21 protein-coding genes are annotated in these 23,967 nt (G+C 66.7%); 8 read left to right on the forward strand and 13 right to left on the reverse strand.

Going from position 1 to position 23,967, the window contains the following annotated elements; translation table 11 throughout:
• Positions 1 to 99 precede the first annotated feature (99 nt).
• Complete coding sequence (locus tag C7H84_RS29195; RefSeq protein ID WP_121862051.1) at positions 100 to 483, forward strand: VOC family protein; 384 nt, start codon at positions 100 to 102, stop codon at positions 481 to 483.
• Positions 484 to 697: 214 nt separating this feature from the next.
• Here C7H84_RS29195 and C7H84_RS29200 read toward each other — a convergent pair whose 3' ends face one another.
• Positions 698 to 1,546, reverse strand: coding sequence for an ureidoglycolate lyase (locus C7H84_RS29200; protein WP_121862052.1), 849 nt, complete (start codon positions 1,544 to 1,546; stop codon positions 698 to 700).
• 631 nt (positions 1,547 to 2,177) lie between these two features.
• Here C7H84_RS29200 and C7H84_RS29210 point away from each other — a divergent pair.
• Complete coding sequence (locus C7H84_RS29210) at positions 2,178 to 2,999, forward strand: IclR family transcriptional regulator (RefSeq protein ID WP_240462128.1); 822 nt, start codon at positions 2,178 to 2,180, stop codon at positions 2,997 to 2,999.
• Between the two features lie 299 nt (positions 3,000 to 3,298).
• Positions 3,299 to 3,850 carry a hypothetical protein gene (locus C7H84_RS29215; RefSeq protein WP_121862054.1) on the forward strand — a complete coding sequence of 184 codons (552 nt, stop codon included), beginning with the start codon at positions 3,299 to 3,301 and terminating at the stop codon, positions 3,848 to 3,850.
• Between the two features lie 717 nt (positions 3,851 to 4,567).
• On the opposite strand, the gene C7H84_RS29220 is transcribed toward C7H84_RS29215, so the two are convergent.
• The 5 genes from C7H84_RS29220 to C7H84_RS29240 form a co-directional block, all read right to left on the reverse strand.
• Complete coding sequence (locus tag C7H84_RS29220) at positions 4,568 to 6,925, reverse strand: GNAT family N-acetyltransferase (protein WP_121862055.1); 2,358 nt, start codon at positions 6,923 to 6,925, stop codon at positions 4,568 to 4,570.
• 594 nt (positions 6,926 to 7,519) lie between these two features.
• Positions 7,520 to 7,816: an H-NS histone family protein gene (locus C7H84_RS29225; protein WP_121862056.1), complete on the reverse strand. Its 297-nt coding sequence runs from the start codon at positions 7,814 to 7,816 to the stop codon at positions 7,520 to 7,522.
• A gap of 103 nt (positions 7,817 to 7,919) precedes the next feature.
• Positions 7,920 to 8,204 (reverse strand): hypothetical protein, encoded by a 285-nt coding sequence (locus C7H84_RS29230; protein ID WP_205611473.1) that lies wholly within the window; start codon positions 8,202 to 8,204, stop codon positions 7,920 to 7,922.
• A gap of 61 nt (positions 8,205 to 8,265) precedes the next feature.
• Positions 8,266 to 8,793 carry a BON domain-containing protein gene (locus C7H84_RS29235; protein WP_121862057.1) on the reverse strand — a complete coding sequence of 176 codons (528 nt, stop codon included), beginning with the start codon at positions 8,791 to 8,793 and terminating at the stop codon, positions 8,266 to 8,268.
• 93 nt (positions 8,794 to 8,886) lie between these two features.
• Positions 8,887 to 10,395, reverse strand: coding sequence for a sigma 54-interacting transcriptional regulator (locus C7H84_RS29240; RefSeq protein ID WP_121862058.1), 1,509 nt, complete (start codon positions 10,393 to 10,395; stop codon positions 8,887 to 8,889).
• A gap of 326 nt (positions 10,396 to 10,721) precedes the next feature.
• Here C7H84_RS29240 and C7H84_RS29250 point away from each other — a divergent pair, with 326 nt between their 5' ends.
• Both C7H84_RS29250 and C7H84_RS29255 read left to right on the forward strand, forming a co-directional pair.
• Entirely contained in the window at positions 10,722 to 12,125 is a 1,404-nt protein-coding gene (locus C7H84_RS29250) for a GntP family permease (protein ID WP_121862059.1), read from the forward strand.
• Positions 12,126 to 12,438: 313 nt separating this feature from the next.
• Positions 12,439 to 12,690 (forward strand): DUF4148 domain-containing protein, encoded by a 252-nt coding sequence (locus C7H84_RS29255; protein WP_121862135.1) that lies wholly within the window; start codon positions 12,439 to 12,441, stop codon positions 12,688 to 12,690.
• Between the two features lie 40 nt (positions 12,691 to 12,730).
• On the opposite strand, the gene C7H84_RS29260 is transcribed toward C7H84_RS29255, so the two are convergent.
• Positions 12,731 to 14,326 carry a thioredoxin family protein gene (locus tag C7H84_RS29260; RefSeq protein ID WP_121862060.1) on the reverse strand — a complete coding sequence of 532 codons (1,596 nt, stop codon included), beginning with the start codon at positions 14,324 to 14,326 and terminating at the stop codon, positions 12,731 to 12,733.
• A 489-nt stretch (positions 14,327 to 14,815) separates the two neighbouring features.
• Between C7H84_RS29260 and C7H84_RS36605 the strand changes: the two genes are divergently transcribed.
• From C7H84_RS36605 to C7H84_RS29275, 3 genes are all read left to right on the forward strand, one after another.
• Positions 14,816 to 14,983 (forward strand): hypothetical protein, encoded by a 168-nt coding sequence (locus C7H84_RS36605; protein ID WP_162999401.1) that lies wholly within the window; start codon positions 14,816 to 14,818, stop codon positions 14,981 to 14,983.
• Between the two features lie 338 nt (positions 14,984 to 15,321).
• Complete coding sequence (locus C7H84_RS29265) at positions 15,322 to 15,591, forward strand: hypothetical protein (protein WP_006753639.1); 270 nt, start codon at positions 15,322 to 15,324, stop codon at positions 15,589 to 15,591.
• A 173-nt stretch (positions 15,592 to 15,764) separates the two neighbouring features.
• Positions 15,765 to 16,757, forward strand: a complete 993-nt coding sequence (locus tag C7H84_RS29275; RefSeq protein WP_121862062.1) for a DedA family protein/thiosulfate sulfurtransferase GlpE — start codon at positions 15,765 to 15,767, stop codon at positions 16,755 to 16,757.
• Between the two features lie 67 nt (positions 16,758 to 16,824).
• On the opposite strand, the gene C7H84_RS29280 is transcribed toward C7H84_RS29275, so the two are convergent.
• The 6 genes from C7H84_RS29280 to C7H84_RS29305 all read right to left on the reverse strand — a co-directional run bounded on the left by C7H84_RS29280 (position 16,825) and on the right by C7H84_RS29305 (position 23,960).
• On the reverse strand, positions 16,825 to 18,297 hold the full coding sequence (locus C7H84_RS29280) for an OprD family porin (protein WP_121862136.1): 1,473 nt from the start codon (positions 18,295 to 18,297) through the stop codon (positions 16,825 to 16,827).
• Positions 18,298 to 18,467: 170 nt separating this feature from the next.
• Positions 18,468 to 19,490: an oligopeptide/dipeptide ABC transporter ATP-binding protein gene (locus C7H84_RS29285; protein WP_121862063.1), complete on the reverse strand. Its 1,023-nt coding sequence runs from the start codon at positions 19,488 to 19,490 to the stop codon at positions 18,468 to 18,470.
• The gene (locus C7H84_RS29290) at positions 19,487 to 20,479 is read right to left on the reverse strand and encodes an ABC transporter ATP-binding protein (RefSeq protein ID WP_121862064.1); all 993 of its coding nucleotides are present in this window, start codon (positions 20,477 to 20,479) and stop codon (positions 19,487 to 19,489) included. The genes C7H84_RS29285 and C7H84_RS29290 overlap by 4 nt, the downstream gene beginning before the upstream one ends.
• A gap of 1 nt (position 20,480) precedes the next feature.
• Complete coding sequence (locus C7H84_RS29295) at positions 20,481 to 21,383, reverse strand: ABC transporter permease subunit (RefSeq protein WP_121862065.1); 903 nt, start codon at positions 21,381 to 21,383, stop codon at positions 20,481 to 20,483.
• A gap of 13 nt (positions 21,384 to 21,396) precedes the next feature.
• Positions 21,397 to 22,335 (reverse strand): ABC transporter permease subunit, encoded by a 939-nt coding sequence (locus tag C7H84_RS29300; RefSeq protein WP_121862066.1) that lies wholly within the window; start codon positions 22,333 to 22,335, stop codon positions 21,397 to 21,399.
• Positions 22,336 to 22,346: 11 nt separating this feature from the next.
• Positions 22,347 to 23,960, reverse strand: coding sequence for a peptide ABC transporter substrate-binding protein (locus C7H84_RS29305; RefSeq protein ID WP_121862067.1), 1,614 nt, complete (start codon positions 23,958 to 23,960; stop codon positions 22,347 to 22,349).
• Positions 23,961 to 23,967: the final 7 nt, after the last annotated feature.

Below are 23,967 nucleotides of genomic sequence, written 5' to 3' on the forward strand. Positions count from 1 at the left end.
TTCCAAGGCAGCACGCGCTGCGCTACAAGCGCTGGCATGGTGCCGGCAAGCGGAGCCGGTTAGTCGCACTGACGTCCCCTTCAGTTCAAGGAGCCACAGATGATCGATCACCTTTCGTTCGGCGTTGCCCATATCGACCGCAGCCGGTCGTTCTACGACCACACGCTCGGCGCGCTCGGCTACAAGCGGCTGTACAGCGACGACGGATCCCTCGGCTACGGCACCACCGAACCGGTGCTGTGGGTGCAGCACGCGAAGCGCCCCGTCGTCGCCGATCCCGAGTCGGGGTTGCACGTGTCGTTCCGTGCGGCGTCGCCGGTGGAAGTCGATGCGTTCTATCGCGCCGCGCTGGAACACGGCGGGCAGGACAACGGCGGGCCGGGCAAACGCGAGCGCTACGGCCCCGGCTACTACGCGGCGTTCGTCGTCGATCCGGATGGATATCGGCTCGAAGCCCATTGCGAGCTGGACAACGTCGTCTGATTCGCTGCATCCGGATGCGGATGAAGGACAAGGGCCCCGTTCCGCGTGAGGTGGAACGGGGCCCTTGTCCTTTGCTGTGTCGATGTTCGGGGCGTGTCGATCGCTGAAGGAAATCGTACTGGACCAGCGGGTGGCGGGTGGCGGGTGGCGGGTGGCGACGAGTGGCGGCGGGGGTGGCGGTTAGTTGCGTCCGCCACCCGATTCGCGCAGGCGCTTACCGTGCGTTGCGCGCGCTCTGCAGTTGCTCGCCGAGCCCGTCGATCCCGAGGCGCACCGTCTGGCCGGCCTTCAGGAACACCGGCGACGGCTTGATGCCCATCCCGACGCCCGGCGGCGTGCCGGTCGTGATCACGTCGCCCGGTTGCAGCGTCATGCAGGTCGACAGATAGGCGATCAGTTGCGCGACGGTGAACACCATCGTGCGCGTGTTGCCGTTCTGATAGCGATGGCCGTCGATCTCGAGCCACAGGTCGAGGCGCTGCGGATCGCGCACCTCGTCGCGCGTGACGAGCCACGGGCCGATCGGGCCGAACGTGTCGAAACCCTTGCCCTTGTCCCACTGGCCGCCGCGCTCGATCTGCCATTCGCGCTCGGACACGTCGTTGACGACGCAGTAGCCCGCGACGTAGTCGAGCGCGCGCCCTTCGTCGACGTCCTTGCACGTCGCACCAATCACGACGCCCAGTTCCACTTCCCAGTCCGTCTTCACGGAACCCTTCGGGATGTCGATTCCGTCGTTCGGGCCGCAGATCGAACTCGTCCACTTGCCGAACACCACCGGCTCCTTCGGCACCGGCATGCCGGCTTCGGCTGCGTGGTCGGCATAGTTCAGACCAATACCGATGAACTTGCCGACGCGCCCGACGCAAGCGCCGATGCGCGGCTCGCCGGAGACGAGCGGGAGCGTGGCCGGATCGATCGCGCGCAGGCGCGCGAGACCGGCGTCGGACAGCGCGTCGCCGGCCAGATCCGGCACGTGCGCGGACAGGTCGCGAATCCGGCCGTCCGCGTCGAGAATACCGGGCTTTTCCTGGCCGGACGGGCCATAGCGAAGCAGTTTCATCGTGCTCAACCTCTATTGTCGAATGTGACAGGATACCGGCCGACGCAGCCGCGGACGGCCACGCGCCGGACTGAAAATCGATCGTCGATGACGCGCGTCGGCGCCGTATCCGGCACGCCGTTCGACACGCGAGGCTCGCGCTGGCGCAGCGATCGCGGCGCCGCACCGAAGTGCGACGCGCGTCGAGCGGGCGGCCGCCGGTCTGCGCATCGGCGACGACGGCACGGCGTTCGCGACATGGGCCGGCCCATATGTCGGCGGCTTCACACGCGGCCGCACCGTCGCTGGCCCGCCGCTCTTTGTACCATCGGCTGCCCGTCGAGAAATGGCGCGCGACGGATACCGACTATTGGTGCGCCTGCGGGGGTTGCGCCGCAGCATCGGGCCCGCCCGCTTTCTATCCGGAAAGATGAATATCGATTATTTCTTATGACCCTGTCATCGGGAATGGCCGGTGATCCGTTCTTGCTGGGTAATGATCGGTAAAAAGACGCTGCATTGCACACTGAATGTTTGTTGTTAAGCTCGGCCGGATGGCAGTCATATCCGAACCCGGCTTCACGACACCGCGTGCAAAGGCAGCCAGTGTGCGTCGCCCGCCGATTGGCGATACCCGGACTACCTATCCATAATGCAAACAACCAATAATCCGCTTCCCGGCAGCGACGCACGGGAGTCGATGGGTGCAGCCGAACGCTATCGCGCACCCGCGCTCGACAAGGGACTCGACATTCTCGAACTCCTGTCGGAACAGAAGGAAGGACTCACCCGCACCGAAATCACGAAGGAGCTCGGCCGCAACGCGAGCGAGATCTACCGGATGCTCGAACGTCTCGTTGCGCGCCGCTACGTGATGCGCTCGAGCAGCGGCGACCGCTACACGCTCAGCCTGAAACTGTTCGCGCTTGCACACCGGCATCCACCGATGAACCGGCTGATCGCGGAAGCCCTGCCGCTGATGCAACGCTTCGCCGAGGCGGCCGAACAGTCGTGCCATCTGAGCGTCTACGATCGCGGCAACCTGCTCGTGATCGCGCAGGTGGACGGCCCCGGTCCGTGGGGCGTGTCGGTGCGACTCGGCTCGCGCGTCGGGCTCGCCGATACGGCGTCCGGGCGCGTGATGCTGTCGTTCCAGGGTCCGGAGCAGCGTGCGCACATGCTGGTCGAGCATCGCAAGGTCAAGGGCGAAACGGCGATGAACGAGCAGGAACTCGCGCACGCGTGCCAGCCGATCCGCCAGTCGGGTTACGTGCGCCAGGACAGTCGCCAGGCGTATGGTGTGACCGACCTGAGTGCGCCGATCCTCGGCCCGTCCGGCCATGCAATCGCCGTGCTGACCTGCCCGTACATGCGCCGCATCGACGCGCACATGGCGCCGTCCGTCGACGTGGTCGTCACCGGGCTGCGCGACACCGCGGGCCAGCTGTCGATGTGCCGCGCGGAAACCTTCTGATCGCGCGACGGCGTGGAAGCCGCTCGGATAGGCGGTCGATCGGTCTTTCATCTTTCGCTTGGGCGCCGGCAGGCCATCCATCGTTTGCTGCGTACGCGTCGCGCAAGCACCCGCGAGCGCGCGGTGACGCCGCTGCGGCGGGCGATGCACCGTGGTTTCGCCGCGGTGTCCCGGACGCTCGCCGCGGCACTCGGCAGACCATTCGCCCGACTGTCGCGCGCGCTGCGCATGCGGCGCTACGCTAAAATAGCGGCCCTCTCAAAAACTACGGCGGCCGGCTGTCGCGGCCGTCGTATCCGATGGATGTCATGGCCAAACTTCTGAACGATCAAGAATTCCAGCGTTTCTCCGAACTTCAGCAGAAGCAGGCGAGCTTCACGATCACGCCCGAGGAAGCGGACGAGCTGCGCGACATCGTCGCGCGCGCGCAGAAGAAGCGCGACGACCGTGCCGCGGCAATGCAGGCGATCGAGAACTACATCGAGCAGTTCGACATCACGCCGGACGAACTCTTCTCGCCCGAGCAGATCGGCGACGCCGCACGCACCTATGGCCTCATCACGGCCACCAAGAAGGAACGCACACTGCCGCCGTCGATCACGTTCAACGGCAAGCCGTACCAATGGACCAAGACGCTTCCGGACGACGTGCGCGGCGCGCTGTTCGATGCGTTCACGTCCGGCGAATCGGTCAAGCGCTTCATCGCGATGCCGAAGGACACCGCGCGTTGCGCACTGACGATCGCCCGCCTCGAGCGCGAAACCGGCGGCGTCTATGCTGACACGCACCTCGAGGAACTCGCGATTTCGCGCGATCAGGTGAACGACGCGGCGTCGAAACTCGCTGCGTAAACACTGCCATGGGCACGTTTCATGCGTGCCCGCACCGGCGCGCACGCCGGCCATCGCCGGCGCCGCGCCCACCGGCGCTCTGCGTTCGAAGACTCCCGAAAAGTCTCACCGATGCGTCCCGTAAGCGCTCACCCGAGTGTCCCGAAAAGGCTCACCTGATGCTCCCGGACATACTCACCCGCGCCTCCCGAACGTCCTCACCAACATCTCCCGCAGACGCTCACCGAGCCCTCCCGCAGACGCTCACCGAGCCCTCCCGGAAAGGCTCACCGGGGCTTCCCGCAAGGGCTCACCGGCAGTTCCCGCGAAGGCTCACCGACGGTTCCCGTATCGGCTCACCCCCTGCTCCCGTAAAGGCTCACGCGCGGCTCCCGAAAATCCTCACCTTTGGGCCGTTTACCGATGCTGCGGGTGCGAAATGCGGGTGTGGCGCGTTCGAAACTGATTGCGGAAAACCGTTGCAACCGACGGTACGCAAGCCGCCATCGGCACCCGCAACGCGCTCTTCGCGGATCGAACGCGTCGACGCGCTTACCTTTCGTCGTCGGCACCGGCGCGAGAGTCGTACCGACTCGCCGAGTCGATCGACCAAATCGAATGTTCTGCAATCCAGACTACGTCGAACCGGCTCGGCCGCGACCGTGATCGCCGACATCGTACGCGCCGTATCAACTGCGCCCGATACCGCTGCACGCTCGAGCGGCCTCGCCGACGCAATTACGGTTGCAGCTTCATCCTGAAGCCCACGACGCCGGGCTCCTCGGTCGTCGATACCGCGAAGCCGCACGCCTTCGCCAGCGAGATCATCGCGGTGTTCTCGCGCAGCGCCTCGCCGATCATCCATGCAGTGCCGCGCGAGCGCGCGTAGTCGATGATGCGGGTCATCATCAGCCGCCCGAGGCCCTTGCCCTTCTGATCGGGCCGCACCGCGATCGCGAACTCCGCGGTCTCGTTGTCGGGATCGGCAACCGCGCGCGCCACCGCGAGCGTGTGCGACCGGCCCGACACATCGGTGAACGACACGATGAAGGCCATCTCACGGTCGTAGTCGATCTGCGTCATGCGCGCGACCTGCGAATGATCGAAGCTGCGCACCGCACCGAAGAAGCGCATCCGCAGATCGTCCGGCGTCATCGCACCAAGCAGCTCGTTGTGCGCTTCCTCGTCTTCCGGACGGATCGGGCGGATCGTCACGGTTTCGCCGCGCCATTCGAGCGTCTGCTCGAGATGACGCGGATACGGCATGATCGCGAGCCGGCTGCGCCCGGCCGCCAGCGTGACGCGCGGCGCGACGATATAGACGCGGTCGGACAGCACGCGCAGCGTGATCGACATCGCGACGACTTCGCGCACGTCGCACACGACCTGCGACAGCGCCGTCAGTGCATCGAGCGTGGGCTCGACGGGCGCGCGGCGCGCATACGGCGAACGCTCCATCACCGCCCGCGCGAGCACCGTGTTCAGCGGCGGCAGCCCGTACACGATGAACGGTGCCGACACGCCGTCCGCAGATGGCACGGCATAGCGGAACACCGGGCCGAAGTTCGAATCGTCGTACATGTCGACCGTGACGTCGACGACTCTCGCGCCGGCCGACGCATCGGCCGGCTCACCGCGCAGACTGAAGTGAGCGAGCCAGCGCAACGCCGCGTCACCGACCAGTTCGTGCTCGCCGGCCTCGACCATCCGGCGCGCGTCGGCCTGCGCGGACGCAACGCACGCTGCCGGCTGCGGCGGCGTGCCCTCGGGCGTCTGCATCAGCAATTGACGGCCGAGGTTGTAGTCGACGAGTCGTGCGTACGCGCGTGCAAGCCGCTGCGGTGTCGTGTGAACCGGGATGCCGTTTGCATGCAGTGCGTCGCGCGTCACCGCGTCGACCGCGCCGAAAAAGCACGCGAGGATGCCTCGATATGCGTACTGTCGCGATTCGATCAGCGTGCGCGCGACCGCCTCGGCCGGCGCGCTGTGGGACGTCGAATGCACGACGAACAGCGTGCCAGTTTGCGGAAACGGCGCGAGCGCCTTGATCGCGGCGCCGAAATGCTCGGGACGCGCATCGTCGCCGAGCGTCAGCGGATTGCCGGGCGCATCGAGATGCGGCAGCGCGGCCGCCACCGCCGACGTTACCGCCGCCGGCCAATCGGCCAGCACGTCGCGCACCTCGGCGACCGCATCGACCGAAAGTTTCGCGACGCCGGCGTCGCTCGTCACGAGCGTCGCCGCGCCGCGCGCGGTGACGCGCCCGACGCCGAGCGTCTCGATCTCGTCGAGCAGATCGTCGAGTGCGTCGACCCGCACCATCCCCGCGCGCTGGAACGCCGCCGTGTAAAGCGCGTCGCCGGGATCGGCGCGGCCGGTGCGCAGTGCGAGCACCGGCTTGTTGCGCGCCGCCGCACGCGCTGCCGACATGAACTTGCGGGCAGCGCACACGGTGGAGAGTTCGAGCAGGATCGCGCGCGTGCCGGGATCGCTGGCGAGGTAGTCGAGCACGTCGCCCGCATCGACGTCGGCCTCGCCGCCCAATGCGACGACATGCGAAAAGCCGAGGCCTCGCGCATCGGCCCAGCCCAGTACCGCGTTCGTCAGCGCATTCGATTGCGACACCCACGCGACGCCGCCCGAGCGCGCCGTATAGGCCGGCGCGCCGAAATGCGCATGTCGCGCGGGCGACAGCACGCCGACACTGCCGGGGCCGACGATACGGAGCACGAAGGGCTTCGCGGCCTTGAGCGTGCGATCGAGCGCGGCGCGATCGGCATCGGTGCGCGCCTCGCCGACGATCACCGCGACACGCGTGCCGAGCGCGCCGAGCTTGCGCACGATGCCGGCCCACGTGGCCGGCGGCGTGCAGACCACGGCGACAGACGGCGCCGCGGGAAGCCGGTCGACATCGGCCACGACCGTGTGCCCGTTCAGCTCGCGATACTTCGGATTGACGGGCCACACGGCCCCCTCGAACGCGCCGTCGAGCACGCGGGCCCACACCATCGCGCCGATACTGCCCGGGCGCGACGATGCGCCGACGACCGCGACGGACTTGGGCTGGAACAACGCATCGAGATGGCGGACTGTCACATCGGCTCCCTACGTTCATGAACGACGATCCGACCGGCATCCGGGCCAGATGGCCATGTGCCGGTCGACGCGAACTCCAAGCATAGGCGAACGCGATCCGGCTGCCTATATGCCGAACGGCCGACTGTGCGACGTGCATCAATGCCCGCAACATGGGCCGGTAACCGACGCCTTCGGCACGACGCAACGTCCGCGGGCGCCACGATGCGGTGATCCGGCCGCCGCATCCCGCCACGTCAAAGGTGAGGATTTACAGGAGCAATGGTGAGCAAGTTCGGGAATTGCGCGGCGCGCCGCGCAAATGGGCGACAGGTGATCGAAGCCGGCGCTGCATCAGCACTGCGAACCAGGCGAATGGCAATGCGCACGTGCCGCGTAATTACGGTGCTGTTTACCGCAATTCGCGGCGATATCCGGTCGAATCGCGGTCAATTCGCGGAACGGTATCCGTTAATCGCGTGGCATTGCGCGTGGCATTGCCGCTCGATCGAAGCTTCCGAATTGCGTTGCGGCTGCCCAAAAACAAAACGGTGCGACGGCCGCATGGCCGTTCGCACCGTCAGTCAGCGCACGAAAGGTGAGGATTTTCGGGAGTCAGTCCTTGATCAGGAAACGCGCGCGATTCTTGCCGAGCCACGCGGGCGCGCGCCCACGGCCGCTCCATGTTTCGCCCGTCTTCGGGTTCAGGTACTTCGGCGGCAACGGACGCTTCGGTTTCGCGGCAGCGGCGCTACCGATCGGGCGGAAACCCAGCTCTTCCGCCGTAATGTCGAACTCTTCGATTTTCGCCCGAATGGCGGCAATCGCATCGGCAATCGCCTTTTCGCGTTCCTTGTCGATCTTTTGCTGAAGTTTTTCGAGCTGCGCGGTCAGTTGCCTGTAGGTCGCCATATGGATGGGACTCCGTGAGTGTTATTCATGAAAAATAGCCGACTCCAAGCGAATACAAAAGCGCTTCACCCGATTATGGTCTCCTCATCCGGTCATGTCGGGATCAATAACCGCTTTTCTTCTTGCATGCGAAGAGAAGATTTCGCACGGCGTCATCGGTCGATTGCTTGAGGACGTCGTATTCCCCGTTGCAGATGGCGCGGGCATTGTCCGTGCAATTGCTCCAGTCGCTGCGTGTGCACTGCACCTGCGTAGTCGGGCGCCCGTCCGAAGTGAACAGCGGCGCCCCGCCGCCGCACCCGCCGAGCCCCGCAACCAGGGCCAACAATCCGGCCCGACGCCAATGCGTTCGAGGCCACCGACAGACCGACGCAAGCATGTGTTTCATTGTTCTTTCCGTCAACCAATTTTTTGATGCCGCGAGTATGCCATGCATGCCCTTCATCGGTTCAGTCAGGCGTCCGCTCCGGCCGTCCGCGCGTCTTGTACGGCACGGCCCGATGCGGATCGTCGGTGATGCGAACGAACACCTGCTCGACGTCGGGAAGCGCGCCCAGTTCGCGCGCCAGCGCCTGCCGATCGAATGCCGGATCGGCGCATCCTTCGACATAGATGAAGCGTCGCTGCACGGTGATCCACAGGCTCGTCCCCTGCAGATGATCGGCGCCCGCGAAATGCGCTTTCGCCGCCGCGGCGATCGGCGCGTCATACATATAGGAATTCGGTTTCGTGCAGCGGTGCGCGAGCCAGCAGGTGGTCCCGCGCTCGACACGGTAATGGGCGTCGTCTTCCATCTCCGCGCGCGTCATCCACGGGCCAAGCGGCAGCGGGCATTCGGCGAATTCCTGCGACAGCGCGACGAACGGATCGTTGTACCAGTTGCGCCGCACCGCGGGCGCGTCGGCATCGCCCGTCTGCGCGAACGACGACGTCGCCACCAGTACGGCCAGCCATCCGGCGATGCCGATTCGCTTCATCGTTGTCTCCTTTGTCGCCCTTGCTGCCTTTGTCGCCTGTCGGGCACTTCATTGGTGGCGTTTCCGAGGCCAGCGCGCATCCATCGCGACTTGCTACCGGTCGATCCCGAGCGCCGTCATTTTCTTGTAGAGGGTCGCGCGGCCGATACCGATGCGCGCGGCGGCTTCCACCACCTTCCCGTCGCAAGCCGCAAGCGCATCGATCAAAAACTGCCGCTCCCACGCGGCCAATGCATCGGTATACGAAACGACTGGCGCACCGGGGCTACCCGACGCCACCGGCCCATCGTCTGCGTTCCGGCCGGCTACAGACCCCGCAGCCGACGCAGCAGCCCGCGTGCCGGCCGGCATGCCGTCCGGCGCGACCCGCACGGGCCCGAGAAACGTTGCGAGCGCACCGGCATCGATCACCGCACGATCCGACAGCATCAGCGCCCGTTCGAGCGTATTGCGCAGCTCGCGTACATTGCCGGGCCACGGGTACGCGCACAGCATCCGCAGCGCATCGTCGGTCAGCTCGCAGTGCGCGGCGCGGCCGTGCTGCGCGGCCAGTTCCTCGAGCGTCGCGTACACGAGCGCCGCGATGTCGGAGGCGCGCTCGCGCAGCGGCGGCGCGTGAATCGTCAGCACATTGAGCCGGTAATAGAGATCCGCGCGAAAGCGGCCGGCCTCGACCAGCGCGGGCAGGTCGGCCGACGTCGCGGCGATGATCCGCACATCCGCGCGCACGATCCGGTTCGAGCCGACCGGCTCGAACTCCTTGTCCTGCAGCACGCGCAGCAGCTTGCCCTGCAGCGGCAACGGCATGTCGCCGATCTCGTCGAGGAACAGCGTGCCGCGGTCGGCCAGCTCGAACTTGCCGACGCGCCCCTTGCGATCGGCACCGGTATACGCACCCGGCGCAGCGCCGAAGAATTCGGTTTCGAGCAGCGTGTCGGGAATCGCGGCGACGTTGACGGTAACGAGCGGCTGAAGCGCGCGCGCCGACGCCGCGTGGATCGCATGCGCGAGCAGTTCCTTGCCGGTGCCCGTCTCGCCGAGCAGCAGCACCGGCGAATCGACCTGCGCGGCGCGGCGTGCCTGGCGCTTGGTTTCGAGGCTCGCGGCGCTCGTGCCGACGAAGCTCGCGAACGTGTATTTCGCGCGGCGCGCCTGTGCGAGCGAACGCTGCGTCGCGATCAGTTGCTGCTGAAGCTGCGCGTAACGGGAAAAGATCGGCGTGAGCGTCTTCAACTGGTCGAACAACGCGAAGCCGATCGCGCCGACCGTCTCGCCCGCCTCGTTCTTCAGCGGCAGGCGCGTGACGACGAGCGGCTCGCGGCCCGTCTCCATGATGTCGAGCAGGATCGGCTGTCCGGTCGACACGACCTCGCGCATCAGGCTGTTCGGAATCACCGCCTCGCAGTCGAGGCCGACCGCCTGCTGCGGATCGGCGAAGCCGAAGCGCGCCGCATAGCGCTCGTTCATCCACACGACGCGCGCGTCGCGATCGACGACCACCGTGCCCGCACTCGAATCCTCGAACGTGCGAAACAGCGATTCGGCGGCGCGCCGCAGCACGTCGCCGTAATTGACGGGCAACCGCGCCCAGTCGTTCATCATCGTGTCGTCGTCTCCGCATATGCTTGGCCGGATGTCTCCGGAACGAGACGGAGTATCTCACTTTGGAGACATGCCGGAGTGCCTTGTCGGGGAAAGCCCTGCCCGATTCGGCGGGTTGTCCTGACGGCCAATTCGTCTCCCGATGGAGACGATTTATGTAGAATCGTCAGACATTCGCCGGCGCGGGCCCGCCCGCGCGCGCCGGGCCTATATCCGGCGGCGCACTCCGGCCGATGGCACGAAACCTGCACGAACCCGAGCCGGTCCGCGGCGCGCTCCGCGATCGAACAACAACCAAAGCCATTCCAAGCATTTAGGAGACTCCCTTGTCTTTCGTGATCGTCCTCGCCGCGCTGGCGTTCCTGATGTTTGCCGCCTATCGCGGCTACAGCGTGATCCTGTTCGCGCCGATCGCCGCGCTTGGCGCGGTCCTGCTGACCGAACCCGCCGCCGTCGCACCGGTCTTCTCCGGCATCTTCATGGAGAAGATGGTCGGGTTCGTCAAACTCTATTTCCCGGTGTTCATGCTCGGCGCCGTGTTCGGCAAGGTGATCGAACTGTCCGGGTTCTCCGAATCGATCGTCCATGCGGCGATCCGCTACATCGGCCGCTCGCGCGCGAATGCGGTGATCGTCGCGGTGTGCGCGCTGCTCACCTATGGCGGCGTGTCGCTGTTCGTCGTGGTGTTCGCGGTGTATCCGTTCGCGGCCGAACTCTATCGCCAGAGCAACATTCCGAAACGGCTGATGCCCGGCGCGATTGCGCTCGGCGCGTTCTCGTTCACGATGGACTCGCTGCCCGGCACGCCGCAGATCCAGAACATCATCCCGACCACGTTCTTCAAGACGACTGCGTGGGCCGCACCTGCGCTCGGCACGATCGGCTCGCTGTTCATCATCGTCGTCGGCCTCTCGTATCTGGAATGGCGCCGCCGTTCGGCAATGGCGAAGGGCGAAGGCTACGGCACGTCGCTCGTCAACGAACCGGTACGCGTCGAAGCGACGTCACTCCCGAATCCGGCGCTGGCGATCCTGCCGCTGATCCTCGTCGGCGTGTCGAACTTCGCGTTCACGAAGCTGATCCCGCAGTGGTACGGCGCTGCGTCGTACACGGTCGCGCCGGAAGTGCTGCCCGGCGTGCACGCGCCCGTCACGACGTCGATCAAGACGGTCGTCGCGATCTGGTCGGTGGAGGCTGCGCTGCTGCTCGGCATCGTGCTGGTCATCCTGACCGCGTTCAAGCGCGTCAGCGGCCGCTTCGCGGACGGTTCGAAGGCTGCCGTCGCCGGCGCACTGCTCGCCGCGATGAACACCGCGTCGGAATACGGCTTCGGCGGCGTGATCGCCGCGCTGCCCGGCTTTCTCGTCGTCAGCGATGCGCTGAAGAGCATTCCGAACCCGCTCGTGAACGCGGCCGTGTCGGTCAGCTCGCTCGCCGGTATCACCGGTTCCGCATCGGGCGGCATGAGTATCGCGCTCGCCGCGATGTCGGACCTGTTCATCAAGGGCGCGCAGGCGGCCAACATTCCGCTCGAGGTGCTGCACCGGGTCGTCGCGATGGCCAGCGGCGGCATGGACACACTGCCGCACAACGGCGCCGTCATCACGCTGCTCGCGGTCACCGGCCTCACGCACCGCGAGTCGTATCGCGACATTTTCGCGGTAACGCTGATCAAGACGCTCGCGGTGTTCTTCGTGATCGCCGTGTACTACACGACGGGGCTCGTGTAAGTCGCGACATCGCGCGGCGTTCCGCACGCCGCCGCACCACGCCGGCCGCATCGCCGCGGCCGGCCCTCCTCCTCCCCCCACATATCGCGGCTGCCCGAGCGGTCCGGCATCACCGCGACAGGCAACGCCGCGCGAAGCTCAGCGCGATGATGCGCCGCCCCCGCTACCACGACCCATTGTTACCGGCAGCAGAACACTGCGTTGGGAGCGATCGCATTTTTCCCACGCGTGACCGCGCCTACACTGTTTTCAACCGCCGCCGCTTCGTCGAACGAAGTCCGGCCGCCCAGTCGGAAACATGGAGGTCTCGAACATGAAGCGCCTGATTCATGCAGTTGCCATTGCTCTCGCCATATCGGCCCCGCTCGCGGCGCAAGCGCAGTCGAACCCGCCGCTGACCCGCGCGCAGGTCCACGCCGAAGTGAAGGCGCTCAAGCAGGCCGGCTTCGAGCCAAGCGACTGGTTCTACCCGGCCAGCATCGTTTCCGCCGAAGCGAAGATCGCCCGCGAGCAGCGCGCCGGGTACGGCAGCGATCGCGGCGCGTCGTCGGAGTCGAGCCAGTAATCGCCGCCGCGCCCGAACCCGACCACGTCCGCTCACGTCATTACGCCTTCACCGGCTGAATCAATTTCGCGCAGGCCGCTGCCTGCGGATCCCCGGCGGGCAGCTTCGCGCATACGCCGTCAAACTGCTTCACGACCGACCTGACCGACGCATCGTGCGCGCCGGCGTCGCGCCAGCGGTTCAGTTGCGCGACGACCTTGGTCAGCGCGCGCAGATTAGCCCCATAAAACGCATCCCTGGTCTTGCCGGCCTGCGCGAGCACGCTCGCGGCGATCGCTTCGATTCGCGCCGAATCGTCCGGCGCGAGCGCGACCGCGTTCGCGAAATAAGTGGCGCCCCAGCGCAGCTTCGTCGCCGGTCCGCTCGCCGAATCGTATGCCTTCCGGTACCAGTCCAGTGCCGCGGCCTTGTCGCCGCGCGCCTTCGCATTCGCGGCCAGTCCCGACATGAAGTAGTACGGCGTCGACGAACGCGGCAACTCGGCTTTCAGCAATGCATCGGACTCGTCGTACAGCCCCGCGTCGGTCAGCGTGTCCGCCGCTTCGCTGACGAGCGCCTGCCGCTCGTACGCGTTCGCCGCCCCCTGCACCGATGCGGCGATCTGCTTGCGCGCGGTATCGACCAGCGCGGGCGCCGCGAGCGGCGCGCCGTCGTGCGCCTCGCCGCGCGCGAGCAGCACGCGGCCATGCAGCGCCATCAACCGGTCGATCGACGACAACGTCGTGTCGGTCGACAACCGTGCGAGCGCCGTGTCGTATGCACTGCGCAGCTTCGCGCGCTGCGCGGCGTCGCCGCCGAGGTACGCGACCACGCGCGCGGGCGCGGCAACGAGCACGTCCGAATCGGCCCGTGCGAGCGCCGGCTCGCGCAGCACCGCGCGCAGCGCGTCGGCAAGAGCAGCCTTGTCGAGCGCGCCGGCCTGCGCGGGATCGTCAGAGGCCGCGACCACCGCCGACTTCAGCGCGAACCGCGCGGCATCCGCGTTCGCGCCCGCCGCACGCGCGCGTTGCGACAGCGTCTGCAGCGTCACCGCGACTCGATCGGCCGGCACCGGCAACGCACCATCGGTGTCCCATGAATAGTCGGCGAGCAGATGCCATTCGGCCGGCGTCAGCGCTGCACCGTTGTTCAGCGCGATCGCGAGCGTCTGCCGCACCGGATGCGCCGCCGTCATCCCGAGCGACAGCGCCTGCATGTAGCGGTCGAGATCGGCTTCGCCCGGGAGCCGCGTCACTTCGGTGCCGTCCGGGCGGAACAGGATCATCGTCGGATAGCCGTGCACCTTGAAGCGCTCGCCGAGCTTCTGCGCGCTTTCGGTATCGCCGTCGAGATAGACGGGCACGAAGAACGACGAGCGCGTCTTGAATGCCTGCTGGCTGAAGATCGTCGACTTCACCTGGTTGCACGACGGGCACCACACCGCGCCCCAGTACAGCAGCAGCGGCTTGCCGGTGCGCTTCGCGAGCGCGAACGCGGCGTCCACGTCGCCGTGCTGCCACGCGATGCCGGGAGGCAGATGCGCATCATTGCCCGACGGGCTCGATACGGCGGCACCCTGCGGCACGGTGACGGCGAGCGCCGCACCCGCGGCGGCGAGCAGGCAGGCGGCGGTCAGGTTACGGAGAACGATTTTCATCGAGACGGGTTCCGTTGAAAAAGACGGTTGCAGGAAGCGCGTCGCGCGACGATTCGAGGCGGCACGTCAGCGACGGCCGACCGATGCGCGCGAAGCGGCAAAGCGAACACGACGAAGCGACGCAACAACGAAGCGCGTTGACGGAAGCGCGCGACAACGGCCCGAATCGGCCGTACGCGTCACGCAGGCAGCGACGCAGAAAACCGCGACCGGCCATCGTCTGCGCACACCACGCGACCATGCCGGCGGCGGTGGCCGCGGCGGCCGGCAAATCTCTTGACGATACGATTCGCACGGCTGGTTGAAAACGAACGAATTCTCGAATGAATATGACGGGCGCGATCGCTGCCCTGCGTTCATGCGCGGCCGGCACAACGACGCACCGCGCTGCACGCGCGCGTCGTCGACAGTGATCCGTCATGCCGCCCGTCCTGTGCACGGACACAGGCAAGACACGACGGACGGCATCGCAGATACACGCCGATAGCCATGCATGCGCCGGGCACCGACCATATATCGACGCTGCTTTTCCCGGAGAAGCGCTTCGGCGTCGTCGAGCGGCGCACGGCGCTGCGCGGCGCCTGCGTGGCGCTGGCCGACGACGGAGACAAATATGACTGCGGGAGCGCGACCCGAACGGCTATCACCGCCGCTTGACCGACGACGCCGCGCGGCTCGCCGGCGCGCGGGCGCCGCATCCCGAGATCCGGGTCACCACCCGGTCAGCAACCCGGCGATGAGCCTCGCCGACCGCTGCGAACTGCCGCTACGCCAGCCCGGCCGGCAACCTCGGCCGGCCGCCGGGCGCAGCGCGCCCGATCCGGCTGAAACGCCCGCCCGGCGCGGCTTAACATCAGAAGGATAGGTGGTGCATCCCTCATTTCATGCCCACGAAAATGCTCCGTGCCGCGGTCCGTTCGCGTTAAACTCCATCAAGCTGCATTCATCAACGACATCTTCGCCAACCTGGCACACACGACACGAGGATAGGTTCGATGCGCACTACCGGCTCATCCGGGGCAATGACCCTGCTCACCGAACACGACCCGGCCGACGGCCGCGAACTGCGCTCGCTCCGGCTCGAATCGACCAGCGATGGCAAAAGCGTGCTGCTGATCGAGATCGACGAACGCAAGCCCGGCATTCACCGCGAGGTTCGCTACGAGATCACGCCGGCCGAACTGATCGCGGCAATCCGCTCGCACGGCGCCGAGCTGCCCGGCGAGAACCACGGCGCCGCGTCGCTCGCCCGCACCCCTTCCTGATGTCGAACGGTGAGCCGTGCTGAACACACCGGCTCACCGATCCGCCCGCATTTCCCCGGCGCCGTCAGGCGCTTTCCGTCATTCCCCGCCGTCCGATTGAAAATGGCCGATAATCGGCCCATCCGTGTATTCCCCCTCACGCGCTTCCCGCGCTTCCTTATCGGCCAGCCGTCATGCTCCGTGACCTCGTCGCCCAATACGGGCCGCTTCTCGTCTTCGCCAACGTGCTTGCGGCGGCGGTCGGCCTGCCCGTGCCGGCAATGCCGACGCTCGTGCTGTTCGGCGCGATGGCCGCGATGCATCCGGCGACGATCGGCTCGCAACTGGTGACGGTGGTGGCGCTGTCGGTGCTCGGCGCGCTGATCGGCGACACCGTGTGGTTCGTCGCCGGCCGCCGCTACGGCGGCGCCACGCTGAAAACGATTTGCCGGCTGTCGCTGTCGCGCGACACCTGCGTGAAGAAAACCGAGCGGTTCTTCGGCCGCTACGGCGTGCGCGTGCTGGCGGTAGCACGCTTCATTCCCGGACTGTCGCTCGTGTCGGTGCCGATGGCCGGCGCGCTCGGCACGCGCTATCGCACGTTCGCCGGCTACGATGCGCTGGGCGCCGCGCTGTGGACGATCGCCGGGCTCTTCGCGGGGCTCGTGTTCTATCGGCAGATCGACTGGCTGTTCGCCGGCGCGAGCCGGCTGGGCCGCGCGGTGCTGCTGGTGATCGTCGCGCTGCTGGCGATCTATGCGGCCGTGCGCTGGATGCGCCGCCGCGCGCTGATCCGGCAACTCGCGAGTGCGCGGATCGGCGTCGACGAGCTCGACCTGCTGCTGCGTGATTCTTCCGCGCCGGTGGTGCTCGACGTGCGTTCGCCGGAGCACCGCAAGCTCGACCCGTTCACGATCCCTGGCGCGCAGTTCGCCGACGAGCGGAATATCACGGACATCGTCGCACGCTATCCGCTGTCGCAGAAGTTCGTCGTGTACTGCTCGTGCCCGAACGAAGTGACGGCCGCGCTGATGGCCAAGCGCCTGCTCGACGCAGGCTTCACCGATGCTCTGCCGCTGCGCGGCGGCCTCGATGCGTGGCGCGATACCGGGCGCCAGCTCACGTCGCTGGTGGAAGAGATGCCCGCCGCGAACGATCCGGTGGCGGGATTGCACAAGCCGGCCTGATCGAATTGATGGCAGGCCGGCCGTGCGAGACGAAAATGACTGAAGGGGACATTGCGTCCCCGTTCGATCAGAACGCGTGCAGCGGCACGTTCACGACCAGGCGGTACTCCTTGTTGGTCGCGTCGGAGGTGTGTGCGGAACCGGCGTGCCACATCGCGATGAACGTGACCTTCGTGTCCTTCAGCTTGCCGCTCTGGAACGTGTACGACGGGATGAAGCCGAACTCGTGGTGACGGCCCTGCACCGGTGCGCCGTTGCTCCAGTAGATGCTCGACTTGCTAGGATCGTTCGCGGCCCCTGCACTGCCGTCCGAACCCCAGCCCGTCACGCCCCACACCATCGCCTTGAAGCCCGGCAGGCCCGCTTCCTTGCCGTAGAACGTATAACGCAGCTGCAGCGACTTTTCGTGCGGCGCGTTGTAGTCGACGTCCATCGAGTTGGTCAGGAAGATGCCGTTCGTTTCGTTCAGGTAGTCGAAGAACTGGTCGCCGAGGATCTGCTGGTAGCCGAGCAGCAGCTCGTGCGGGCCGTGCTGCGCGGCCAGCGAGAGGCTGTATGCGTTGTTGTTGATCTTGCCCTGCAGCGCGTCGCCCGTGTCGTGCGTCGAGTAAACGTTACCAAAACCGGTCCATTTGATGGACTTCGTATCGCCGATGCTGTGCTTCACCGACGCGTAGTACTGGTGCCACACGTCGTCGGCCTGGTTTGCATACAGCGCGACTTCGCCGTCCGGCGAATAGTCCCACGTGCCGCCGACGTAGGTCAGGCGATTGATGCGCGTGCCGCCGTATTGCGTCGTGAGGTTGGTGAGCGTCGTGTGGCCGCGCGCATCGGTCTTCGTGAAGCTGCCGGCCTCGAGCATCACGTTCTTGAATTCGTTGCTGACGATCGTCGCGCCGAGGAACGTCGGCGGCAACGCGCGGTTGTCGTGCTGTTCCATGAACGGGTTGTCGACGGCCTGCAGACCGTACTTGACCACCGTATTCGAGATGCGCGCCTTCACGTCGTAGATGCCCGGATAGGCCCACGCGAGCTGGTTCGAACCGCCGCCGCCCTTCGCGATGTGCACCATGCTGCCGGCGCCTGCGCCACCGTCGAGCTTCAACGCCGCATACAGCGACGCGTCGAAGCCGATGCCGATCAGGCCGGTCGTGAAGCCCGACTCGAAGTTCGCCATCGCGCCCTGGACCCACGCGTGACGATGCGGTCCGCCCTTGTTGTCGAGCGTGTCCGCATAGTTGCGGAACAGGAAATTCAGGTGGCTGTCGGCAATGAAGCCGTTCGACTTCGATTGTGCCGAAGGTTCGTCGGGCGGCGTGACCGCCTGGTTCGCCTCGGCGTTGATAATGGCGTTCGGGGTCGTTGCCTGCGCAACGGTCGTGCTCGTGCCCGCGGCCGGTGCGGCCTGCGCGACCGTCAGCGGTGCGGGGGCCGCGTCGTCGGCGTGCGCGACGCCGCTCAGCGATACGCCGGCAAGTGCCGGCAAGCCCCATGCAAGCAGCATCTTCGATGCCGTCCCGATCGTCTTCTGCTTTTTCATCGTCATTCTCGTCTTGTGTTGATGTCGTCCACGCCGGTTGCGATCCGCTTCCGGCCCCCCGGCGAGCCCGGCTAAGGACGCGCCTTTACACACGACGCGAAGATCATTCGCGCCGCACCCTGCCCCTGTTGACCTGGCTGGTCATGTTTGCTGCGTCACTTCAGTGCACTTCACGCCGCCACGCCCGCCCGGATGCATGCGACCCGCGCCGCCGACCCGTGCCGGACTTCCGGCAGCGGCACGTCCTGCGCGCACGCGTCGATCGCGACCGGACAGCGCGTGCGAAACGCGCAGCCCGACGGCGGGTTGAGCGGCGACGGCATCTCGCCCGCCAGCAGCATCGGACGGCGAGCACGCTCGCGCGCCGGCTCCGGCGTCGGCGCCGCATCGAGCAGCGCCTTCGTGTACGGGTGCTGCGGCACGCCGTACACGTCATGCCGCGTGCCGAACTCCATCACGCGGCCGAGATACATCACGAGCACGCGCTGGCTGATGGCCTTCACCACCGCCAGGTCGTGCGCGACGAACAGATAGGACAACGACAGTTCGCGCTGGAGATCGCGCAGCAGGTTCACGATCTGCGCCTGGATCGACACGTCGAGCGCCGATACGGGTTCGTCGCAGATCACGAGCTTCGGCTCGCTGATCAGCGCACGCGCGATACCGACGCGCTGGCACTGCCCGCCGGAAAATTCGTGCGGATAGCGCAGCAGGTGATGTGCGTTCAGTCCGACGCGCTCGAGCATCGTGATCACGCGGCGCCGCACTTCGGTGCGGCCGAGGCCCGCGTGGTGCGTGACGAGCGGTTCCGCGACGATCTGCTCGATCGTCATGCGCGGATCGAGCGACGCGAGCGGATCCTGGAAGATCATCTGCACTTCGCGGCGCATCGCGGTGCCGCGCAGGTGGTCGGGCGCGACCGCTTGGCCGCGCCAGCGCACCGTGCCGGCCGTCATCGGCACGAGGCCGATCAGCGCGCGCGCGAGCGTCGACTTCCCGCAGCCCGACTCGCCGACGAGCCCGACCGTCTCGCCGCGCTTCACGTCGAACGACACGCCGTCGACCGCGCGCAGCGTGCCCTTCGGCGACCACGGATAGCCGCCGAGCGGCACACGGAAATGCACCTTCAGATCGTCGACGGACAGCAGCGTGTCGTCCGTCGCGCCGGCATGGCGGTGTTGATCGCCGCTCATCGCAGGCCTCCCGTCAGATCGGCCAGCGGCCGGTGGCACGCGCGCACCGCGCCCGCCGCGCCATAGGTTTCGAGCGCGGGGCGTGCGTCACCGCAGCGCGCCTCCGCATACGTGCAGCGTTTCGCGAACGCGCAGCCGGCCGGCGCGGTGCCGGGCATCGGCGGATTGCCGGGAATCGCGACGAGCGGCGCGTCGTCGGCATCGGTCAGGCGCGGCAGCGCATTGAGCAGCCCGATCGTGTACGGGTGCGACGGCGCCGCGAAGATCGAATCGGCCGGCGCGTATTCGACGGTGCGGCCCGCATACATGACCATCACGTCGTCCGCGAGACCGGCGACCACGCCCATGTCGTGCGTGATCAGCACGATCGCGGTGCCGCGCTCGCGATTCAGCTCGCGCAGCAGGTCGATGATCTGCGCCTGCACGGTCACGTCGAGCGCCGTGGTGGGCTCGTCGGCGATCAGGATCTCCGGCTCGGACAGCAGCGCCATCGCGATCATCACGCGCTGGCGCATGCCGCCGGAGAACTCGTGCGGATACATGCGGATGCGGCGCGCCGCATCGGGAATCCGCACGGACTCGAGCGCCTCGATCGCGCGCCTGGTCGCTTCCTTGCGCGACAGCTTGCGATGCAGCTGCAGCGTTTCGGTCATCTGCCGCTCGATCGTCAGGAACGGATTGAGCGACGTCATCGGATCCTGGAAGATCATCGCGATCCGGTCGCCGCGCACGGCGTTCAGCGCGCGCGTATCCATCTCGAGCAGGTTGTCGCCGCGATAGCGCGCGGCGCCGGTCGTCGTGCCGTTGCCGGCCAGCAGGCCCAGCAGCGCCATCACGGTCTGGCTCTTGCCCGAGCCTGATTCGCCGACGATGCCGAGCGTCTTGCCGGCTTCGAGCGAGAACGACACGCCGTTGACGGCGTCGATCGGCGGTGCATCCTTGCGCGAGAAGCGCACGCCGAGGTTTTCTACTTCCAGCAGAGCGGCCATTTCAGCGATCCTTCGGGTCGAGCGCGTCACGCAGGCCGTCGCCAACGAAGTTCACGCAGTAAAGCGTCACGCACAGCATGACGGCCGGTGCCAGCAGCAGCCACGGCATCGATTCCAGCTTCTGTGCGCCGTCCTGAATCAGCACGCCCCAGCTCGTCATCGGCTCCTGCACGCCGAGACCGAGGAACGACAGCACCGATTCGGTCAGCACGATGTTCGGTACCGAGACCGTTGCGTACACAACGACCACGCCGAGCAGGTTCGGCACGACGTGGCGCAGCACGATCGACGCCGGCGACACGCCGATCGCGCGCGCCGCATCGACGAACTCGCGATTGCGCAGCGACAGCGTCTGGCCGCGCACGACGCGCGCCATGTCGATCCACGAGAACGCGCTGATGGTCAGCACGACCAGCATGAACGAGCGGCCGAACAGGGTCATCATCAGGATCGCGATCAGCAGGTACGGGATCGCGTACATCATGTCGACGACGCGCATCATCGCGGAGTCGATGCGGCCGCCCGCGAAACCGGCGGTCGCGCCCCACGCGACGCCGAACAGGCCGGACACCAGCGTGCCGAGCAGGCCGACCTCGATCGATACGCGCCCGCCGATCAGCGTGCGCACGAGCAGGTCGCGGCCGAGTTCGTCGGTGCCGAACCAGTGCTGGTTCGCGAGCGTCGGAGGCAGGCTGATCGAGGCCCAGTCGCTCGCGGCGGGATCGGCCGCGAGCAGCCACGGGCCGACGAAACACGCGAGCGTGATCAGCGCGAGCAGCACGAGGCTGAACACGGCTGCGCGGTTGTGAAGGAAGCGTGCGAACGCGAGCGCGAGCGGCGAGCGCGAACGCGGCGGCGAGTCGGTCTGCACGGGCAGACTGACGACGGGAGTAGTCGGAGTCATCGCGGTGCCTCGCTCAATAACGGATGCGCGGATCGAGCCACGCGTACGCGAGGTCGACCAGCAGGTTGAACAGCACCGCGAAGACGGTGGTCAGCACGACGAGGCCGAGCACCAGCGTGTAGTCGCGATTGATCGCGCCGTTCACGACGAGCTGCCCGACGCCCGGCAGAGCGAACACCGATTCGGTGACGACGGCCGCCGTGATCGACGTGATGCAGACCGTGCCGAACAGCGACACGACCGGCATCAGTGCGGGCTTGAGCGCATGGCGCAGCACGATCGTCGAGCCCGGCAGGCCCTTTGCACGCGCGGTGCGGATGTAGTTGCTCGACAGCGTCTCGATCATCGAGCCACGCATCACGCGCGCGAGCAGCGACACGTTGATGAGGGTCAGCAGCGCGATCGGCAGCAGCCGGTACTGCCAGCCGCCGTCGCCCCAGCCGCCGGCCGGCAGCCAGCCGTTGCCGGACGACGTCTTCAGCAGGATCGCGAAGATCCACACCATGACGGGGCCGAGCACGAACGGCGGCACGACGTTGCCGAAGTTGCCGATCAGCATCACGAAACGATCGATCACGCTGTCGCGGCGCACGGCCGCGACGGTGCCGAGCAGCACGCCGAACACGATCGAGATCGGGATCGACACGCCGCCCACGCCGAGACTCACGGGCAACGCCTTCTTCACGAGATCGTTCACCGACCAGTCGACGTAGCGGAACGACGGGCCGAGATCGCCGTGCAGCAGCGATCCGAGATACAGCAGGTACTGCTTCCACAGCGGCTCGTCGAGGTGGTACTTCGCGTTCAGGTTCGCGAGCGTCGCCGCGGACAGCTGCTTCTCCGTATCGAACGGACCGCCGGGCGTGAAGTGCAGCAGCAGGTAGCAGACGGTGATGACGGCGAGAATCGTCGGCACCGCCCACAACGTGCGTCTCAATGCGTAGGCCAGCATGATCGCTCCGCTCAGTGCTTGATCAGGTACATGTCCTGCGAAGCACGCATGTCGATCACGTTCTTCAGCGAGTAGCCGCCCACGTAGGGCTTCACGAGACGGTCGGCCGAGTACTGGAACAGCGGCACCATCGGCGTGTCGTTCATCGCCGTGTCGTGCGCCTGCGTGAGCAGCGCGGCGCGGGCCTTGTCGTCGAGCTTCTGGTTTCCGTCGTCGACGAACGTGTCGACCTGCTTGTTGCAGTAGCCGACGGTATTCTGCGAGCTGCCGCAGCGGATCAGGTCGAAGAAGGTCATCGCGTCGTTGTAGTCGGCGAACCAGCCGTCGCGCGCGATCTGCACCTTGCCGTCATGCCGCTCCTTCATCAGCACCTTGAACTCGACGTTCTCGAGCTTCGTATCGATGCCGAGCTTGGTGCGCCATTCCGATGCGGTGAACAACGCGACCTTCTTGTGCAGGTCGTTGGTGTTGTACGTGAGCGTGAACGACAGCGGCTTCGCGTCCGAGTAGCCGGCCTGCTTCAGCAGGTCCTTCGCGGTCGCGATGCGCTTGGCCATCGGCCACGACGCCCATTCCGGCGTGAACGGATGCACGCCCTTCGTGCCGTTCGGCATCAGCCCGTACATCGGCTTCTCGCCGGCCTGCGTGAGCTTCGACGTCAGCACGTCGCGATCGATCACCATCGACAGTGCCTGGCGCACGCGCTTGTCCTTCAGCGCCGCGTCGCTGTTGTTCAGGTAGTAGTAGTAGGTCGCGAGCTGGAGGCCCGGGCGCAGTTCGCCGCCGAACTGCTTGCTGACCTGCTGGAAGATGCCCGACGGGATCGAGTAGCTGTAGTCGATCTGGCCGGCCTGGTACATGCGCATCGCGGTTTCGTCGCTTTCGATCGGCAGGTACGTGACCTTGTTGATCACGACCTTCGACGCGTTCCAGTACTTCGCATCCTTCGTCGCCACGATGCGGTTGTTCGGCTGCCAGTCGGCGAGCTGGTACGCGCCGTTGCTGACGATGTTGCCGGGGCGCGTCCATGCGTCGCCGAACTTCGCGACGGTGTCCTTGTTCACCGGCGCGAGCGGCGCCATCGCGGTCAGCTCGGGGAAGAATGCGACCGGCACGTCGGTCGTCACTTCGAGCGTGTACGGGTCGACCGCGCGCACGCCGAGCGTCGTCGGTGCGGCCTTGCCGGCGATGATGTCCTTCGAATTCTTGATGAATTCGACGAGGATCGTGTACTTCGAGCCCGTCTTCGGATCGGCGAGGCGCTGCCACGAATAGACGAAATCGGCGGCCGTCACCGGCTGGCCATTGCTCCACTTCGCATCGTGGCGCAGCTTGAAGATCCACGTCTGCGGCGTCTTGCGCTCCCACGACTGCGCGACGCCCGGCACGACCTGGCCGGCCGCGTCGATGCGCGCGAGCCCTTCGAACAGATCGAGGCCGATCGTATTACCGGTCCACGATTCGATGTGCGCCGGATCGAGCGACTCGACTTCGGCGGGCACCTGGCGCGTCAGGTCCTGTTGAGGAGCAAGCGCGACGTTCGACGGAACGGTCACGGCGTGAGCGGCGGGCGTCGTCAGGGCGAGCGCGGCCAGCACGGCCGACATGGCATGCAAGGATTTCATCGTGGCA

Origin of the sequence: Burkholderia sp. Nafp2/4-1b (assembly GCF_003635165.1) — a bacterium.
In the GTDB taxonomy this organism is placed as follows: domain Bacteria; phylum Pseudomonadota; class Gammaproteobacteria; order Burkholderiales; family Burkholderiaceae; genus Burkholderia.

What these genes read in the sequence shown, in the direction of transcription:
- C7H84_RS29225 (WP_121862056.1), bottom strand. Translation starts at nt 7,816, where the DNA reads ATGGCGACCTACAGGCAACTGACCGCGCAGCTCGAAAAACTTCAGCAA.
- C7H84_RS29255 (WP_121862135.1), top strand. Translation starts at nt 12,439, where the DNA reads ATGAAGCGCCTGATTCATGCAGTTGCCATTGCTCTCGCCATATCGGCC.
- C7H84_RS29200 (WP_121862052.1), bottom strand. Translation starts at nt 1,546, where the DNA reads ATGAAACTGCTTCGCTATGGCCCGTCCGGCCAGGAAAAGCCCGGTATT.
- C7H84_RS29215 (WP_121862054.1), top strand. Translation starts at nt 3,299, where the DNA reads ATGGATGTCATGGCCAAACTTCTGAACGATCAAGAATTCCAGCGTTTC.
- C7H84_RS29195 (WP_121862051.1), top strand. Translation starts at nt 100, where the DNA reads ATGATCGATCACCTTTCGTTCGGCGTTGCCCATATCGACCGCAGCCGG.
- C7H84_RS29210 (WP_240462128.1), top strand. Translation starts at nt 2,178, where the DNA reads ATGCAAACAACCAATAATCCGCTTCCCGGCAGCGACGCACGGGAGTCG.
- C7H84_RS29300 (WP_121862066.1), bottom strand. Translation starts at nt 22,335, where the DNA reads ATGCTGGCCTACGCATTGAGACGCACGTTGTGGGCGGTGCCGACGATT.
- C7H84_RS29295 (WP_121862065.1), bottom strand. Translation starts at nt 21,383, where the DNA reads ATGACTCCGACTACTCCCGTCGTCAGTCTGCCCGTGCAGACCGACTCG.
- C7H84_RS29265 (WP_006753639.1), top strand. Translation starts at nt 15,322, where the DNA reads ATGCGCACTACCGGCTCATCCGGGGCAATGACCCTGCTCACCGAACAC.
- C7H84_RS29290 (WP_121862064.1), bottom strand. Translation starts at nt 20,479, where the DNA reads ATGGCCGCTCTGCTGGAAGTAGAAAACCTCGGCGTGCGCTTCTCGCGC.
- C7H84_RS29230 (WP_205611473.1), bottom strand. Translation starts at nt 8,204, where the DNA reads ATGAAACACATGCTTGCGTCGGTCTGTCGGTGGCCTCGAACGCATTGG.
- C7H84_RS29285 (WP_121862063.1), bottom strand. Translation starts at nt 19,490, where the DNA reads ATGAGCGGCGATCAACACCGCCATGCCGGCGCGACGGACGACACGCTG.
- C7H84_RS29260 (WP_121862060.1), bottom strand. Translation starts at nt 14,326, where the DNA reads ATGAAAATCGTTCTCCGTAACCTGACCGCCGCCTGCCTGCTCGCCGCC.
- C7H84_RS29235 (WP_121862057.1), bottom strand. Translation starts at nt 8,793, where the DNA reads ATGAAGCGAATCGGCATCGCCGGATGGCTGGCCGTACTGGTGGCGACG.
- C7H84_RS29275 (WP_121862062.1), top strand. Translation starts at nt 15,765, where the DNA reads ATGCTCCGTGACCTCGTCGCCCAATACGGGCCGCTTCTCGTCTTCGCC.
- C7H84_RS29240 (WP_121862058.1), bottom strand. Translation starts at nt 10,395, where the DNA reads ATGATGAACGACTGGGCGCGGTTGCCCGTCAATTACGGCGACGTGCTG.
- C7H84_RS36605 (WP_162999401.1), top strand. Translation starts at nt 14,816, where the DNA reads ATGCATGCGCCGGGCACCGACCATATATCGACGCTGCTTTTCCCGGAG.
- C7H84_RS29305 (WP_121862067.1), bottom strand. Translation starts at nt 23,960, where the DNA reads ATGAAATCCTTGCATGCCATGTCGGCCGTGCTGGCCGCGCTCGCCCTG.
- C7H84_RS29280 (WP_121862136.1), bottom strand. Translation starts at nt 18,297, where the DNA reads ATGAAAAAGCAGAAGACGATCGGGACGGCATCGAAGATGCTGCTTGCA.